At 49.7% G+C, this 16,995-nt stretch carries 17 protein-coding genes, 1 tRNA gene and 1 pseudogene; 10 read left to right on the top strand and 9 right to left on the bottom strand.

Features of this window, described 5'->3' with window-relative positions; all coding sequences use genetic code 11:
• Window positions 1–112 precede the first annotated feature (112 nt).
• From gmk to PORUE0001_RS09010, 7 genes are all read right to left on the bottom strand, one after another.
• Window positions 113–679, bottom strand: a complete 567-nt coding sequence (gene gmk / locus PORUE0001_RS09040) for a guanylate kinase (RefSeq protein WP_007366131.1) — start codon at window positions 677–679, stop codon at window positions 113–115.
• Window positions 680–698: 19 nt separating this feature from the next.
• Entirely contained in the window at window positions 699–1,592 is an 894-nt protein-coding gene (locus PORUE0001_RS09035) for a YicC/YloC family endoribonuclease (protein WP_039865865.1), read from the bottom strand.
• A 132-nt stretch (window positions 1,593–1,724) separates the two neighbouring features.
• Entirely contained in the window at window positions 1,725–5,057 is a 3,333-nt protein-coding gene (secA, locus tag PORUE0001_RS09030) for a preprotein translocase subunit SecA (protein ID WP_007366137.1), read from the bottom strand.
• A gap of 11 nt (window positions 5,058–5,068) precedes the next feature.
• A complete protein-coding gene (locus PORUE0001_RS09025) occupies window positions 5,069–6,622 on the bottom strand; it encodes an alkaline phosphatase family protein (RefSeq protein WP_007366135.1) in 1,554 nt (517 codons plus the stop codon).
• On the bottom strand, window positions 6,619–7,863 hold the full coding sequence (locus PORUE0001_RS09020) for a DUF4105 domain-containing protein (protein WP_007366156.1): 1,245 nt from the start codon (window positions 7,861–7,863) through the stop codon (window positions 6,619–6,621). The genes PORUE0001_RS09025 and PORUE0001_RS09020 overlap by 4 nt, the downstream gene beginning before the upstream one ends.
• A gap of 46 nt (window positions 7,864–7,909) precedes the next feature.
• Entirely contained in the window at window positions 7,910–9,070 is a 1,161-nt protein-coding gene (gene dnaJ, locus PORUE0001_RS09015; protein ID WP_007366159.1) for a molecular chaperone DnaJ, read from the bottom strand.
• Between the two features lie 35 nt (window positions 9,071–9,105).
• Entirely contained in the window at window positions 9,106–9,711 is a 606-nt protein-coding gene (locus PORUE0001_RS09010) for a nucleotide exchange factor GrpE (protein WP_007366150.1), read from the bottom strand.
• Window positions 9,712–10,201: 490 nt separating this feature from the next.
• Here PORUE0001_RS09010 and PORUE0001_RS09005 point away from each other — a divergent pair.
• From PORUE0001_RS09005 to PORUE0001_RS08970, 10 genes and pseudogenes are all read left to right on the top strand, one after another.
• Window positions 10,202–10,289, top strand: a tRNA-Ser gene (locus PORUE0001_RS09005).
• A gap of 360 nt (window positions 10,290–10,649) precedes the next feature.
• Window positions 10,650–11,891: a site-specific integrase gene (locus PORUE0001_RS09000; RefSeq protein ID WP_198400692.1), complete on the top strand. Its 1,242-nt coding sequence runs from the start codon at window positions 10,650–10,652 to the stop codon at window positions 11,889–11,891.
• A 27-nt stretch (window positions 11,892–11,918) separates the two neighbouring features.
• Window positions 11,919–12,392 carry a DUF1896 domain-containing protein gene (locus tag PORUE0001_RS08995; protein ID WP_007366138.1) on the top strand — a complete coding sequence of 158 codons (474 nt, stop codon included), beginning with the start codon at window positions 11,919–11,921 and terminating at the stop codon, window positions 12,390–12,392.
• 167 nt (window positions 12,393–12,559) lie between these two features.
• Window positions 12,560–12,892, top strand: a complete 333-nt coding sequence (locus tag PORUE0001_RS10995; protein ID WP_039865863.1) for a hypothetical protein — start codon at window positions 12,560–12,562, stop codon at window positions 12,890–12,892.
• A gap of 359 nt (window positions 12,893–13,251) precedes the next feature.
• Window positions 13,252–13,683 (top strand): hypothetical protein, encoded by a 432-nt coding sequence (locus PORUE0001_RS08985; RefSeq protein ID WP_007366152.1) that lies wholly within the window; start codon window positions 13,252–13,254, stop codon window positions 13,681–13,683.
• A gap of 22 nt (window positions 13,684–13,705) precedes the next feature.
• Window positions 13,706–14,119 carry a PcfK-like family protein gene (locus PORUE0001_RS08980; protein ID WP_007366133.1) on the top strand — a complete coding sequence of 138 codons (414 nt, stop codon included), beginning with the start codon at window positions 13,706–13,708 and terminating at the stop codon, window positions 14,117–14,119.
• A 3-nt stretch (window positions 14,120–14,122) separates the two neighbouring features.
• Window positions 14,123–14,245: a hypothetical protein gene (locus PORUE0001_RS11075; RefSeq protein WP_007366163.1), complete on the top strand. Its 123-nt coding sequence runs from the start codon at window positions 14,123–14,125 to the stop codon at window positions 14,243–14,245.
• A pseudogene (locus PORUE0001_RS10990) lies at window positions 14,211–14,342 on the top strand (PcfJ domain-containing protein); the annotation flags it as partial. The gene PORUE0001_RS11075 and the pseudogene PORUE0001_RS10990, both read left to right, overlap by 35 nt.
• Before the next feature lie 178 nt (window positions 14,343–14,520).
• Window positions 14,521–15,501 carry an IS30 family transposase gene (locus PORUE0001_RS08975; RefSeq protein WP_039865862.1) on the top strand — a complete coding sequence of 327 codons (981 nt, stop codon included), beginning with the start codon at window positions 14,521–14,523 and terminating at the stop codon, window positions 15,499–15,501.
• 85 nt (window positions 15,502–15,586) lie between these two features.
• The gene (locus tag PORUE0001_RS08970) at window positions 15,587–15,958 is read left to right on the top strand and encodes a hypothetical protein (RefSeq protein ID WP_039865849.1); all 372 of its coding nucleotides are present in this window, start codon (window positions 15,587–15,589) and stop codon (window positions 15,956–15,958) included.
• A gap of 111 nt (window positions 15,959–16,069) precedes the next feature.
• Here PORUE0001_RS08970 and PORUE0001_RS08965 read toward each other — a convergent pair whose 3' ends face one another.
• A complete protein-coding gene (locus tag PORUE0001_RS08965) occupies window positions 16,070–16,501 on the bottom strand; it encodes a DUF3872 domain-containing protein (RefSeq protein ID WP_039865848.1) in 432 nt (143 codons plus the stop codon).
• A gap of 12 nt (window positions 16,502–16,513) precedes the next feature.
• On the bottom strand, window positions 16,514–16,995 hold a 482-nt coding region (locus PORUE0001_RS08960; RefSeq protein ID WP_007366141.1), incomplete at its 5' end, for a conjugal transfer protein TraO.

Here is a 16,995-nt window from a genome sequence, read left to right as displayed (position 1 = left end):
CCCCGCCTCTCTGTATGGAACCAGTACGATACGAACGAAAGAAGGCTCAACCGTCTATATGGAGACGACTGAGCCTTCTATTTCTTGATGAAGCAGACTTACGCTATGTGCGCTACTTGCTGATGGTGTCGCGGATGATCTGTGCGACCTGCGAGACGCAGAGCTTGAGGTCGTCGTTGACAACGGTGTGGTCAAACTGCTCGGCAAAGTTGATCTCATACGAAGCACGACGCATGCGCTCCTCGACCAGCTCAGGACTCTCGGTGCCTCGTGACTCTAGCCGACGACGCAGCTCCGCAAAGGTGGGTGGCATGAGGAAGATGCTGACGACTTTGTCTCTGTAAGCCTCTTGAATGCGCATCGCCCCAACGGCATCGACGTCAAAGAGGATGTTGCGTCCCATAGCACCTAGCCGATCAACTTCGCTACGGAGCGTGCCGTAGTACTTGCCTGGGTAGACCTCCACATACTCAACGAGACGATCCTCGGCAATCAACTTCTTGAACTGCTCAGGCGTGTAGAAGTAGTACTCCACGCCATGCTGCTCATTGCCACGTGGCGGACGGCTCGTGGCGGATATGCTGAAGGAGAGGCGCAGGCTCTCGTCTTGCATGAGCTGCTGGATGACGGTGCTTTTGCCAGAGCCTGAGGGGGCAGATATAATGATGAGATGTGACATAGCTTTTGTCGCTTAGGTTTTATAGTACGTTGAGGACTTGCTCCTTGATCTGCTCTAGCTCGTCTTTCATCTGGACGACGAGCTGCTGCATGGCGGCGTTGTTGCTCTTAGAGCCGAGTGTATTGATCTCACGCCCCATCTCCTGAGCGATGAAGCCGAGCTTCTTGCCTCTAGAGGGATCGGGGTCACCTGTCTGGGCTAGCACCTCACGGAAGTAGTGGATATGGTTGGCGAGTCGGTTCTTCTCCTCGCTGATGTCCAGCTTCTCGATGTAGTAGATGAGCTCCTGCTCTAGCCTAGCCTCGTCGTACTGTATGGAGGTGAGCTGGGCTAGTCGCTCCTCGAGCTTGCTCCGAAGGTCTGTGATACGGCTCTGCTCATAAGGGTCAACCTCTGCGAGCAAGGCTGCGATGCGATCTAGCTTCTCCACAAAGATGCGCTCGAGCGATGCGCCCTCTTGCACTCTAAAAGCGTTGAACTGATCAATCGCCTCCCCGATAGCTTGGCTCAGTAGCTGCATATCTTCGTCGGTGAGGGGCATTTCGCCCTGCTCTACGATGACGCCTGGGTAGCTGAGCAAGAGACGTGTCAGATCCTCTGGTTGAGGTATCCCTTCGGCCTCTATAGCGCTATGGATCTGATCGTAGTAAGCATGAAGGAGAGGGGCATTGATCTGCACATGGGGGGAGGTGCCTAGCGAATTGTCGGCCGTGCGAATGGTCACGTCGACCTTGCCTCTGAAGAGTGCGGGGATCAAGATGCCACGAAGCTCTATCTCTCGGTCTCGTAGGATGGAGGGAAGTCGGAGCGAGAGGTCGAGCTGCTTGCTATTGACGGAGCGGATCGAGACCTCGTAGGTGACACCCTCTAGGAGTAGCTGACTGCTACCATATCCTGTCATAGAGTAAATCATAGTCTTACGCTGTGTGGTGGGGATCAAAGCAAAGGTAGCTTCGTACACTACCCTACTGCGCCCCTATTGACTTTTGGAAATAGCAAAAAGGGGCAAAGCTTTTTGCCAAAGCCTGCCCCTATATGATAATGCCTAGGCGTTGCGCCCGTGACAATTCTTATACTTCTTACCGCTACCGCAAGGGCATGGGTCGTTGCGACCGATCTTTTGCTCCTTGACGATAGGCTGAGCCTTAGGTTGTGAAGCCTGTGTGGCGGCTTGTCCAGCTTGACGCTGCGCCTCCTGCTGGCTGGCGATCTCGTCCTTGGTCTCACGGTACTGGCTACGGTCTGTGCGTCGCTCGGTCTGAGCCTCACGAACGGAGAGACTAGAGCCGTTCTCATCGTTCTCGGGGACTGGGATACGACCACGCGTGAGGATCGTAGCGGTCTTGCGATTGAGCCCATCAAGCATGTCGCTAAAGAGCTCGTAAGACTCTAGCTTGTAGATGAGGAGTGGATCCTTGTTCTCGTAGCTAGCGTTTTGCACGGAGTTGCGCAGCTCGTCCATCTCACGGAGGTGCTCCTTCCAAGCATCATCTAGGGTGTAGAGCATGATCGTCTTGTGAAACTCCTTGACGATGCTCTTGCCTTCGGTGCGGTCTGCCTCGGCGAGGTCGCAAGGAATGTTGTACACCTTATTACCATCCGTGATCGGGATGATGATGCGCTTGAACTTGTCGCCCTGCGTCTCGTAGAGGTTGTGCAGGATCGGGTAAGCGACGGAGGCGATCTTCTCCCCCTTGTGGTTGAGTGCCTGATAAACTGTCTCAAAGGTTTTGTCAACTACCTCATTCGTATGAGCCGACTTAAAGGTCTCTGGCGTGAACTCAGTCTCTACGGCTAGCACCGAGAGGAGTTCGTTGCGGAAGCCCTCGTAGTCGTCCGCCTCCTTATTCTTATTGACAATCGCCTCGGTCACGTCGTAGAGCATGTTGAGCACGTCCATACCGATGCGCTCGCCCATCAAGGCGTGGCGACGCTTCTCGTAGATACCCTTACGCTGTGAGTTCATCACATCATCGTACTCTAGGAGGCGCTTACGGATACCGAAGTTGTTCTCCTCGACCTTCTTCTGCGCACGCTCCACAGAGTTGCTGAGCATCTTATTTTCAAGAGCTTCACCTTCGCCAAAGCCCATACGATCCATCAGCGAAGCAATACGATCACTCGCAAAGAGTCGCATCAAGTGATCCTCTAGCGAGATGAAGAAGACAGAGCTACCCGGGTCTCCCTGACGACCTGCACGACCACGCAACTGTCTATCCACACGACGTGACTCATGTCGCTCCGTACCGATGATGGCGAGTCCACCAGCCTCTCGCACCTCTGGCGAAAGCTTGATATCGGTACCACGACCAGCCATGTTGGTTGCGATGGTCACGGTGCCTGATTGACCAGCCTGAGCGACGATGTCAGCCTCCTTCTGGTGTAGCTTAGCATTAAGCACCTGGTGGGGAATCTTGCGCAGCGAGAGCATACGACTGAGCAACTCACTGATGTCAACCGAAGTCGTACCTACTAGCACTGGACGACCAGCCGCTATGAGGCGCTCGATCTCCTCGATGACTGCATTGTACTTCTCGCGAGCCGTCTTATAGATACGGTCGTTCTGATCATCACGGATGACGGGGCGATTGGTCGGGATGACCACCACGTCAAGCTTGTAGATGTCCCAAAACTCTCCCGCCTCGGTCTCAGCCGTACCGGTCATACCAGCCAGCTTGTGGTACATACGGAAGTAGTTTTGCAGGGTAATGGTTGCAAAGGTCTGCGTAGCGGCCTCGACCTTGACGCGCTCCTTAGCCTCGATAGCTTGGTGCAGACCGTCCGAGTATCGACGGCCATCCATGAGACGACCGGTCTGCTCATCGACGATCATCACCTTATTGTCTATCACCACATATTGATCATCACGCTCGAAGAGGGCATAAGCCTTAAAGAGCTGATTGACCGTGTGGACACGCTCGCTCTTGATCGCGTAGTTGGTAATGAGCTCGTCCTTCTTAGCAGCATACTCAGAGGGAGCAAGCCCCTCACCCTCCAGCTCGGCCAGCTGAGAGGCAATGTCTGGGAGGACGAAGAAAGAGGCATCCTCTGCACCTTTCGAAAGCATCTCAATACCCTTATCGGTGAGGGTGATGCTATTCATCTTCTCGTCAATGACGAAGTAAAGCGGATCGGTGACGACGTGCATCTGACGCATATTCTCCGCCATATAGATCTCCTCGGTCTTGAGCATAGAGGCTTTAATGCCTGGCTCACTGAGGAACTTGATCAGAGGCTTGTACTTAGGTAGTCCCTTGAAGACACGGAAGAGGAGGAGGAAGCCTTCGTCTACCTCTTTCTTGTCCTCGCTCGCGATCTTCTTCTTTGCCTCTACGAGCAGCTTAGAGACTAAATCTTTCTGAGCGTTGACCACCTTCTCGACATTGGGCAGGTACTCCTCAAAGAGCTGATCCTCTCCCTGAGGCGTAGGACCAGATATGATCAGAGGTGTACGGGCATCATCGATAAGGACCGAGTCCACCTCATCCACAATTGCGTAGTTGTGCGGACGCTGGACGAGGTCTGAGGGCGCTGTCGCCATGTTGTCTCTCAGGTAGTCAAAGCCGAACTCATTGTTCGTACCAAAGGTAATGTCCGCATTGTAAGCTTTGCGACGGCCCTCGCTATTAGGCTTGTGCTTGTCGATACAGTCAACGCTCAGCCCGTGGAACATATAGAGCGGCCCCATCCACTCAGAGTCACGCTTAGCCAGATAGTCATTGACCGTGACCACATGGACACCATTCCCTGGTAGCGCATTGAGGAATACTGGCAAGGTAGCGACGAGCGTCTTACCTTCACCTGTCGCCATCTCGGCTATCTTACCCTTGTGCAGTACGACACCACCGATGAGCTGTACTTTGTAGTGCACCATATCCCAGGTGATCTCGTTGCCTCCTGCCACCCAGTGGTTGTGATAGATCGCTTTGTCGCCATCGATCTCTACGAAGTCGTGGTCTATCGATAGATCTCTATCCATCTGCGTGGCGGTGACGATGATCTGCTCATTATTAGCAAAGCGTCGTGCAGTCTCCCTGACAATAGCAAAGGCCGTGGGGAGGATTTCGTCGAGCTTGACCTCGATCTTCTCCAGTACCTCCTTCTCTATCTTATCAATCTTAGACCAAGCCTCCTCACGGGCATCTATGTCGAGATCCTCGATGCCCTCCTTGAGCTTAGCTATCTCTGCACGCTCCGAGGCAACGTACTCGTTGATCTCATTGCGTAGCTGTTGTGTCCGATCTCTCAGAGCATCATCGCTGAGAGCCTGTATGGAGGGTTCAACCTCCTCGATCTTCTTAATGTAAGGTGTTATCTCCTTGAGGTCTCGCTGAGACTTACTACCAAAGAGCTTTGTGATGATATTACTGAGAGCCATAAAGTGGTTTATTATTTCTGATTGAATAGGGTAAAGAGTGGCGTGCCGTCAGCACTCATCGGCTGAGGGACACAGAGTAGGTATGCGAGCGAAGGTGCGACCGCGTCATAGGATATAGGCTCCGTAAGCCTTTGAGAAGCTACTCCTGGAGCCATCAAGATAAAAGGCGCTGAGACACGTCTCTGCCTCTGCTGCTCAGTGCCTTGCTTCTCTCCAGCCACCACTGCAAAGGGAGCTAGAGCTAGTAGCACATCGCCCGCATAGCTACGATAGCTACGCGAGTACAGAGGCTTAGCCCAAGCAGGCTGTGACAGCCCCCTCTGTAGTTGATATGCGGGGATTGCCCCGATGACACCTTCCATCTCGGATACAAAAGTAGCAAGATTATTGCTCATATCCTCCATATCCACCTTCTTATCTGCTATCTCCTTCTTATTTAGATGGAGCGTCTGATGGCTGTAGGCGATGACCCAGTCGTTGCGTCCATAGATGGCCGAGAGGTAAAGATTGGCCAGTGCAATACACTTCGCAGGGTCAAAGGTGACGACCGAACGACGAGAAGGAGTCTTCGGCTGAGCTAAGTTCGCCACAGGAACTCCGATGATATTGAGCGCATAATGGTCTGTGCCGTACAACTCTTGTAGCAGAGCAGTCGTCTGCTGCACCTGCTCATTAAGCCGAGCGTAGGCGTCTTGTTGCTCTGGCGAATAGTCCGCATAGGCGACCCCACGAGCGCCCACCTCCAGGTCTAAGACCATAACGATGAGCGTAGGCGACGTGCGATGCGCCTTGTGAGCGTAGCGTATGAACTCCTTAGACAAGTCGGTGATCGCATCATTGGCAAAAGGAGAGGTCAAGAGGTCGCTCATACGCCAAGCTCCCTCGAAGGTATGCGCAAAGCTACCCTCCTTCGCGCCTTTCGCAAGAGGCTTCCAAATGGTTGGTGTCGTGCGTCCGCCCAGCATGTGCTGCTCATTGTTTGCCTTAAGAGCTAGAGCAGGCAAACCGCCATAGAAGTTGGTCGTAGCCCACCAACCGCTGTGTTTATCGATCCATATAGCGCCCTCGGCATCGTGCCCCGCCACAGCAATGGCATCGTTGGCACGGCTAGCTATCGCATAGACAATCGCATCGCCTTGAGAAGAGCCTCTGAGTACGTCTGTGAGAAGTTCGCTGCGCAAAGCACCTGCGGGAGCTAGCTGCTCTGCGCTGTTGATGCCACGATAGTCTCTATTGGCAAAGGTAGACTCCGAGCGCTGTGTCACCGCATCATACCGCTCAGCCTGGTACACGCCATGTATCTCCGGCATAGCACCAGCAGAGAGCGAAGCCAGTCGTGCCACTTCGTCTAGCAATGGATATGGATAGCGAATGTCAGGCGCCACAGTCCCCTGCTTCATCACCCAGTTAAATCCATTGCTTCCCCACCCTGCTCGATAACTATCCAGCAGGTCGGTGCGCAGCCCCTTGACATAGATCTGCACCAGTATGTCAGGTCTTGCGCGCTGTGCGGAGAGTGCCAGTGGCAAGGTCAATGCGAGGAGTAGATAGCGAATAGATCTCATCTGCGTGTTTGTCGTTTAGAATAGGTCAGGTAGGCTACCGAGAGAAGTGCCGAGTGAATGGCGAGCAAGATGATGGGCAACGAACTAGTCTGCACAGCACAAGCGACCAAGATCAGGAAGAGCGCTACTGCCAACGTGTTTACTGAGTGAAAGTAGCGTGCAATGCGCTGAGCTTTGCCTCCCCTTCCCAAGGCAAACCAAGCCAAGAGCAGGAGCGGATGAAAGACCAGCAAGTTGTAGTTAGGATCGGTGCAGGGATGTATCGAGACAAATGTTAGGAAGCTCAAGATGAAGCCCGCACAAGCGTAGGCCGTCATCATTAAAGGTATCCAGTAGCGACTACGACGCAAGTAGCACAGCACGCCTGAGACGACTAATAAGAGTGAGAACCATACGACAGGCTCTTGCCACCAATGAGCCACTGGTTGCGGAGCTGGTGTCGGTGTCTCATAGACGATGCGATTGCTCACGAGAGGCTTCGCACCCGTCGGAGTGACCAGTGTCGCTTGCTGCAAGAGCCGATCCATCTCCATCGGTAGGAAGAGCCGATCCTCGACCGTCATAGTCGTGTCGGCCGGCGCTCCCAAGGCTAGCTGCGTACTGAGACGATACCACGGATGGTAATCCGCATAGGCATCGATGAGACTGCGTAGCGACTCTTCTTTTGCCACTTGAGGCAACTCTATGCGCCATCCCTTAGGGAGCGTTTGCTTGACAATAGAATATGGTCGTGTAGCGCAGTTGTCAAAGGCGAAGTTGTAGAGGTAGTACTTATTCTCCTCCTTAATGTTCCACGCTAGGTAAGAGCATATCGCCTCTTCCTGCTCGGGAGAGAGGTCTAGCTCTAGCTCATAGACGTTTTGCCCATAAGTATGGTAGCGGTAGATAAAGTAGTTCCACGGCTCCTGCTGAACGAAGTAACCGTCCGTCTCACCTTTGATAAACTTAGTGTAGAAGCCTGGCTGGTCAAAGTCAAAGACCCCGTAGTTGTACACATAGTCGTCCTCTAGGTCGTCTAAGCTACGCACCCGCATCGCTGCGTGTCCATAGATCGTGTAGGCATCTGCCTGCGAGGGTGTACAGAGTAGTATACTGATGATACGATGATGCCCCTCGGCAGTCGCAGTAATCAGCGAGTCAGTACTGAGAGGCTCCTGCGCTGAGGCTGTGCTGCTCAGAGCTATGCAGAGCGATGCTATAAGTAGTGTGAGTCTAGCCCACACAGCGTTCATTCGTACCATACGATTAGCGGTCTTTGTATCCCATATATTAAGGTATAGGGGATGCTTACTCAAGCATCTCCCTATACTTCTTGTCTATAGCCTTACGATCGGCTTCCGTCGGATTAAAGTGCTCAGCCTTTGCCAATTGATCAATCAGTGACTCATCCTCTGCAGAGGTCTTCTGCGGAATGAAGACATTCACATTGACCATCAGGTCGCCACGTCCGTAGCCCTGTACAGAGGGGAGTCCCTTGCCACGCATACGGAGCACCTTGCCAGGCTGCGTACCAGGCTCTATCTTGAGTCGTGCACTACCATCGATCGTCGGTACCGTCACCTGTCCACCACGTATCGCAGTGTGAATGGGGATAAGCAGATTGTAGATCAGGTCATTACCGTTGCGTATGAAGTCCTTGTGCTGCTCCTCTTGGATCACAACAAGCAGGTCACCAGGGATGCCATCTTGGGGGGCTGCATTACCCTTGCCCTGCAGGGTCAGCTGCATACCGCCCACGACTCCTGCGGGGATGCGAAAGGAGACAACCTCCTCACCCTGCGTCACACCCTTGCCGTGGCACTTAGCGCAAGGCTTCGTGACCACCTCACCAGAGCCTCCACAGGTAGGACAGACTGACTGCGTACGCATCTGACCAAAGATTGAGTTGCGCACGTCGTAAACGACACCAGCACCTCCACAGGTCGAGCAGCTGCGCTTGCCATCGCTCTCTGTGGTGCCCTGACCATGACAGCTATCACACTGGATCAACTTCTTGACGCGGAGCTTCTTCTCCACCCCACTATTGATATCCTCTAGCGTGAGACGCACCGTAACGCGCAGGTCACTACCCATAGGACGCTGCGCTCTACCTGAGCCAGCGCCTCTACCGCCGCCAAAGTAATCGCCAAAGCCTCCTCCGAAGATGTCGCCAAAACGGGAGAATATATCATCTACCGTAAAGCCGCCACCACCGCCAAAGCCGCCGAAGCCACTGGCTCCGTCTACGCCACTATGCCCAAACTGGTCATAGCGACTCTTCTTGTCGGGATCGCTCAGCACATCGTAAGCCTCAGCAACCTCCTTAAAGTGCTCCTCAGCCTCCTTGTCACCAGGGTTACGGTCGGGGTGATACTTTAAGGCTTGCTTGCGGTAAGCCTTCTTTATCTCATCTGCCGAAGCGTCTCGTGAGACACCCAGCAGCTCATAGTAGTCTTTCTTCGTTGCCATATATCTATCTTGTGCAGATCAAAGCTCCATGCCTCTTAGTTGCCGACGACCACATGCGCATGGCGTAGCACCTTGTCGTGAAGCATATAGCCCGTGCGAACGCAGTCGATCACCTGCCCCTTCTGCTCTGGAGTAGGTGCTGGAATCATCGCTACGGCCTCATGTAGGTTATCGTCAAAGGGCGCACCAGTCGCCTCGATCCTCACGACACCCTGCTTCTCTAGATAACCAATCAGCTTATTATATATAAGGAGTAGTCCCTCTATAATCGGATCCTCCTCACTCTTGCTCTCACGGGCATGCTTGACCGCGAGCTCAAAGTCGTCCACGATCGGGAGCAACTCCTTGAGGACTCGCTCGCCCCCATTCTTGATCAGGTCGCTCTTCTCCTGTAGCGTACGCTTGCGATAGTTATCGTACTCAGCCAGCATGCGGAGGTGCTGATCATTGAGCTTGTTCAGAGATTCCTGTAGCTCAGCCAGTCGCTGCTCCTCACACTGAGTCGCTGCCGCATCCGTCTCACACTCATCAGTCGCCTCACAGCTATTCTGTGATGCATCCTGCTTATTTTCAGTCTCCTGAGAGGCTTCTATATGTTGTGGCTCCGTAGGCTTGCCACCTTTCTTATTGTCCTTTTTCATAGTAGCTCTATATTTCTATCACGAGACCATACAATAACCCTGCCAAAGAGGCGCAACAGCGACACCGTCCACCCAAATTCAGCCATTCTGTCACCAAGTCTCATTAACATATCGCATAATGCAGGACAAATGTACAACTAAATTCCTTGCCGTCTCCCCTATCTAGCCAAGCGCTCAGGTCTGACGCATGATACAAGTTCGGTTCATCTACGTCTATATTGAAGGAAATCGGGCAATTCTTCGGTGAAGTTTTTTGATTATCCACGGAGAAACGAAAGAATTCTTCGGAACTTTGATTTCTTTCTTCCGAAGTTTCATTTCATTCTTCCGAACTTTTATTTCGGCCCTCCGTGAAGGATTTTCGTTTGCTCGCTGGAGATTTCCGATTTCCTCGGTAGAGATCAAGTTGCCTATTGCTCATTCCGATTATAGTTGCTAACTTTGCACTCCGTAGACGAGAGCCTAATAGGAGGCCTCGCCCACCCTTTCAGGAGAGATGCCAGAGTGACCGAATGGGCCGGACTCGAAATCCGGAAAGCGGCTTGTCCGCTTCGGGGGTTTGAATCCCTCTCTCTCCGCTTTAAGTACTCTGGCAGCACCGCCAGAGAGTACTACTGAAAAAGTATAAGTATCGTAATTCCAACGAGTTACGATACTTTTGTTTTATAGTCCTCTACCTCTTCAGAGTAGTTACAGAGATAGCCGAAACGCCCAAAATACTCTCCAATGGCTACAATCTGGCTACACTTTTTTCTCGCAAAAAATAATTGTAGCCAAGAGTACGTAGAGAGTCTGTTTAGAGTACTTGTAGATTGCTGTAGTTCAAACAATTATGTGCAACTTTGTAGGCGAGTTGTAGAGAGTTCTTGGCACCGTAAATGTGTAGCTTTTCTGGTTGCAAACTTTCTATGCTTGGCTACAATAAAAACAGACAATGTATGCAATCAATTTTCAGAACAGCATTCTACCTTCGTAGCAACTATGTGAACAAGGAAGGAAAAACGCCAGTAATGCTACGCATCTATCTCAACAATGAGCGGATGTCACTAGGCTCCACTGGCATCACCATCGTGCAGTCCCAATGGGATCGCGAAAAAGAGCGAGTAAAAGGGCGTCACACCGAAGCTCTAAATACGAACTTGCAACTGGATAACATCCAAAGTGGTTTACAAGCCATCTTTCGCAAGTTAGAAATGACAGATGAGCTTTCGTTAGAGCGTATCAAGTCAGAACATCTTGGCAAAAAACAAGATATAGATACCCTCATGCAACTCTTCGACAAACACAATGAAGATGTTGCAGCTCGAGTTGGCATCTCAGTCTCTGCGCCCACTCTTCAAAAGTATAAGGTCTGCAAAAGACGCTTTTCTGAGTTCCTAAAAGATAAACTCAGACGCAGCGACCTCAAGCTCACGGAGCTAACCTATATGATCATACATGATTTTGACCTATACCTACGCACAGTGGTGGGGCAAAATCCTAATACCGCCACTAAAACGATGAAGACCTTCAAGACTATCGTCATTTTGGGGCAAAAGTTGGGCGTACTACATCACGATCCATTTGTCAACTTCCGATTTCACTTAGAACCAGTGAATAGAGGGTTCTTGACTGATGAAGAGGTCTTACAGATCGTCAACAAGGAGTTGAATATCCCGAGATTGGAGCTGGTACGAGACATCTTCATCTTTTCCTGCTTTACAGGTTTAGCTTACATTGATGTGGCTAATCTTACACCCGACAATATCGTGATGCTTGGTGGCAAAGAGTGGATTATGACTAAGCGACAGAAGACAAGCGTGGAGACCAATGTGCTGCTCCTCGACATCCCTAAGCGCATTATCAGTAAATATAGCCACCAAACATATCGTGATGGCAAGCTCTTCCCTATCCTTAGCAATCAGAAGACCAATTCATACCTCAAAGAGATTGCAGATATATGTGGTATCAAGAAGAACTTGACTTTCCACCTAGCTCGACATACCTTTGCGACAATGTCACTGAGCAAGGGAGTTCCGATAGAGAGTGTCTCTAAAATGCTAGGGCATACCAATATCCGAACAACGCAAATCTATGCCCGTATCACCAATAAGAAGATTGAACATGACATGGAGCAGTTTGCTGACAAGCTAGGCAAGTTCAATACGGCAATGGGTATCGGGGAGAATAGCTGGCAATAAGTGCAACCATTAAAACCAAATAAGAAGATGAAGACAACGAATAAGAAAGAACTATCCTACTTTCGCTTAAAGCTAGAGAGCTACCTTAGTGAGCATTTCCCTGAAAAGGTGGAAGACAAACCATTTATCACGGCACGAGCTGATGAAGCTCTTACTACCTACTGTGATGCTGTGGAAGAAGGATTCTCATATCCCGAGGCAGAGAGTATGGCGAGTGAAGTACTGTATCGTGACCTGCATTTCTCCAAATACGACACGCTTGTGTCCGTCTTGGAGAATGAGTTTGAAAAGGAGCTTCCCTCCCCACTCCCCGAACGACTTGCTCCGATATTGCTAAAGAATCGAGCGATCCAAGGGACCTTTGACAAATACAATCTTACGGATGAATTTGTTGCAACACCTGAATATGATACGCTCTACACAGAACTGACAGGAACAGTTGTACTTCTTATCGAAGCTAATCAACTTCCCATGATAGGCGATGTGAGTGCATTAGAGTAGACAATGTAGCTTATCCCTATCTCGTGAGCCTTTTGAGCTTCAAGAGCCAAGATAGTCTCTCTGCTCCATACGTCAAGAGTATATTCTATCTCTTGTCTTTATGTCGCATAGTCTCTTGGCTCTGCTCTTGAAAACTCTAAAAGACTCAGAATATGAATAGATTTCTCATGAACAAAGACCTGCACAGTCCAGCCTTCATACGGGCAAGTGTTCCTGCAGATAAAGAGGAACCACTACAAGCTGCGTCCAAAACAACTCCAAGCAACGAGATCAAATGGTCTCGCATCATCCGACTTACCTTACTTATAGGTATCCTATCGGGTGGAGTGTACTTACTCTCTAAGTTAGTCACAGCACAGGTCGTAACAGCTCTATTGATACTGATTGGTTTTGTGGTACTACGATTCATCGTTCGTACCGTTCTGCAAATCACATTTACGCTGCTACGCTACCTCTTTTGGATTGTTGTACTAGCCGTAATACTGCTTTGCGTGCTATGACGTAGCACAAGGTTTCTATCCCACAACACACTTTGGGTGATCGGCTCTCTTAGGAGTCGGTCACCCTTTTTATTTCTCTGTTTTGGGCGTGGCGCGTTTGCTTCCCTTTTCATTGTTCCCCCGTATGCGGAGCCAAGACGGATGCTGTTCCTTTTTCATCGCAAAGGTAGTACGGGGCTTAAAAACTTTCCCAAGGTCAGGCCATTCGGTTTGTCTGGAAAATCTCCACCCCTATGCTGTTCGCTTCGGGTAGTATTTTCCGCCAAAACCTTGTGTAAGTCTCGCCCCGCTACCTTGTTTTTGCTTGAAAAAAGGAATCAGCATACTCCGATCTTTGAACGCATAAAAAAAGGTCTCTTATGAATAAGCAGAAAGTAAACATGACATCATCAATGAAAGAAAAAGGATATAGCTCCTCCTCTCATTACCGCATAAGTAACGACTTGAGTGTAAGTGAGCAACCATTGGCGAGTAAGTTCGTGCAGTGGGACGTGAATCCATTGGAGAGCCTACAAGCGAGCAAGGTCTACCTCTTGCGTGTAAAACTGAATCGTGGCGAGCGAATGAGCCGAGAGGAAAAGGATTGGCTCTGTGAAGCTGTGAATAGCAACAGCTACTTCCGCACAGCCGTACCGCTACAAGGTTGGAGATTTGACTTCTTCGACGTCTTGAAGAAATACCTCGTCAATCAATACGGACAATGGGCAGAATACTATGCCCCCGACCGTACCTCACTACGAGCCTACCTATACGGACGCATCAACCAAATCGTGGAGATACCCAAGTACTAACAACATAAATACAGATAAGACGATGAAAGGAACAGAACACTTTACCCGAACGATAGCCGAATATCTCAATCAGCGTGCTATAACCGACCCTCTATTTGCTCCCAACCTACAGAAGCCAAACAAGAGCATTGAGGAGTGCATCACCTACATTTTGAATGAGGTACAGAGAAGCGGGTGCAACGGCTTTGCCGATGATGAAATCTACTCAATGGCAGTCCATTATTACGATGAAGACAACATTGAGGTGGGTAATCCTATCTCTTGCCGAGTAGCCGTCAATCACGTGGTGGAACTCACGGAGAAAGAGAAAGCAGAAGCACGACAAGAAGCACTTCATCGCTACCAATACGAGCAGTACCAACAGCTCAGCAAGCGAGCTAAGGCACGTACTGCCAAACAAGCAGAAGCAGTAACTATTCAAAAGACACTCTTTTGACCTATGAAACCAAGAACTATACTACAGAAGGAGGTGGCAGAACTGAGCCATCACCTCCCCGAGATAACCGCTGCTCAAAAGGAGTGGGCAAAAGAGCCAATTCTTCGGGATTGCCTTTACCGATGACCCGATTCAAGTACGACTGCTTGAGAGTGTACAATAGTACTTAGAGGAAGGGACTGCGGTGCACCACTGCGTGTTTGCCAGCGAATACCACCTCAAGCCAATAGTGCGTATATTCAATTAGTAAATGCAACTCATACCTGCAAAAAAAAATGGATCGCACCCTAAGCACAATCCAACATATTATTCAGAGAAGCAGAGAGAGAAAAGCTCTCCCTCTTGCTCCTACTGAAGCGGATAATTGTTATCTTAGCGGTCGGTCCAATGAATACCAAGATATGAGTCAACTAACCGCACAGCAAAGATACACAATTGCGCAATTACTCAAACAGGGTAAAACTCAAAAAGAGATTGCTCTGACTATAGAAAAAGACAAGTCGGTCGTCTCAAGAGAAATCAAACGTAACAGCAACAAAGATGGAACCTATACAGCCACTGAAGCCCAAATGAAAGCAGACAAAAGAAAGAGACGCTTACGCTCTTACCGAACATTCACCAGTGAGATGGAGCGAATTATAAAACTCTTTCTCACCAAGCATCAGTGGTCTCCAGAGCAAATCGTAGGACACTGCAAGAATAAGGACATCCCAATGGTTTCAGTCGAACGTATATACCAGTTTATCCGCGAAGATAAAGAGTGCGACGGCTCTCTTTACAAACACTGTCGCCACAGCCTGAAGCATCGGAAACGCTCTGTCGGAAAGAACGCCGGACCTATCAAAGACAGGACCTTCATAGATGACAGACCTAAAGAAGCTAATGGAGAGCGTTTCGGAGACTGGGAGCTTGACCTTATCGTGGGGCCAAACAACCAAGGAGCAATGGTTACCCTTGTAGAGGGGAATACGCTCATGACTCTGATTCGGAAACTGTCCAATGGTAAAAAAGCAGAAGACGTAGCAAATGCCGTCTACTTGATGCTAGCTCCATACAGGAAACACAACGCCGTGTTAACCATAACCACAGACAATGGCTCTGAATTCGCTCTACACAAAGAGATTGCCAAAGCTCTCAACGTAGACATCTACTTCGCACACCCATACTGCTCTTGGGAAAAGGGCTGCATAGAAAACACCAACAAGCTCATAAGACAATACATTAAGAAGAAAGTCGCTTTCAACAACTACTCCACGGAGGAGGTCAGAAGAGTACAAAAGCTCCTTAATAACAGACCTCGCAAGAAGCTAAACTTCCTAACTCCTGGACAGCTTTTTTATCAAAAGATCGACGAAACCAATTCAGTTGCATTTGATAGTTGAATCTACGAATTCTTGTTTTGTCTTTGTGGTTTCGAATAAAAGCTGTATATTTGCGCAGTATTAACCAGTTAAAAAGATAGAAAATATGAAAGATTGGAATGCATCGGTTCAGTATGGTGATTTAAAGGGAACTTCTGCGGCTGATGGGCATGAAAATGCCTTGTTTAATATGGACAAATATCTCAAGCAAAAAGGAGTTGATACCGATAGGTATAAACCTATTGGTATTGATTTTTATGCAGGAGAAGGACATTTGTCCTTTAGATTCATTTGTGAGGATCAAAGCTCTGATACGAAAGAGGTCGTATCTATAGGTTTTGAGAAAGAACAAGATATGAATGATTTATTCGTTATTCTAAAACGTCTTAATGTTATGTTGCTTCCTAGAAACTTCTCTCCTGAAGAATATGACTGGACTAATTTTGATAGCAGCATAATGATTGAGGATAGATTTTAACACAAAATAGTCGCAAATCCCTAAACTCAAGGCGACTGGCTATCACAGCCAGTCGCCTTTCACGTAAAAGTTACTAATACACTTGTTCAGTAAATCATAAAGAAAATCTCATTACTCAGTACGCTTATAATTGAAGTCGAAGGAGAGATGCTGGAGCTGTCCGTGGTTGTCCTCGACGTAGATGTCGATGGTTTGGCGGTCAGTGGAGAATGAGGTGTAGTAGAGCCTGAACTCCTCTTTCGTGAGCGGATAGCAGTCGTTGGGTTGGAAGACCGTGCCATCGTCCATTTTCAGCGTTCCTTTGCCATCAGGCTGGAAGTAGCGGATGGTGTAGCGAGTGCCGGCAAAGTTGCCCTCGCGTTTGAGAAAGCAACGGATTTCGGCGGTTTCTCCCTTCGCTATACTCTTCTGCACGGGCATCGCTTCGACAGTGAACGGATAAGACTGCTGAACATCCAGCTCCCGATTACAAGCAGATAGACAAAACAGAGCAAGGGCGAGTCCCCCCATTACCCAAAGCGTATTCAGCATTTTCTGTTTCATTGTTGTTGGTGTTTAGAGGTTAAACTTGAAGCCTGCTGAGATAGCAGGACGAAAACGATGCAGGTCAGAGCCGAAGAGCAGTCGCCCTTGAGCTTTGAGGACGAAGAGCAGATTGTCTGTTAGGAACAGTTCCACCGAGCTATGTATCGCTCCTCCATAAGTAAAGCGAGATCGGTCCAGGAGTGTAGCCCCATCGGGTAGTAACCGTTTATCCTCGTTCAGCTCTTCATAACCGCAGAGAGCGGATAGCCCCAAGTAGCCAAAGATATTCTTCCCCCTATCTGAGAGTATCGGGTGCATATAGCCGAAATGCAGTAGCGCATCACGCAGTGGAACATTGTAAGAGCGATAAGTCAACCCTTGCTGCTCATATTCCGCCAAGAGAAAAGCGTAGTTCGCCCGCTTGAAGTAGTGTGCGAACGCAAGACCTACCCCAAAGCTCTCCTTTGCGCATAGTCTCTCCCCCTTGATAATCGGAATAGAGCCGACCAGCT

Origin of the sequence: Porphyromonas uenonis 60-3 (assembly GCF_000174775.1) — a bacterium.
Taxonomy (GTDB): Bacteria; Bacteroidota; Bacteroidia; order Bacteroidales; family Porphyromonadaceae; genus Porphyromonas; species Porphyromonas uenonis_A.
This window is presented reverse-complemented; position numbering and strand designations above follow the sequence as displayed.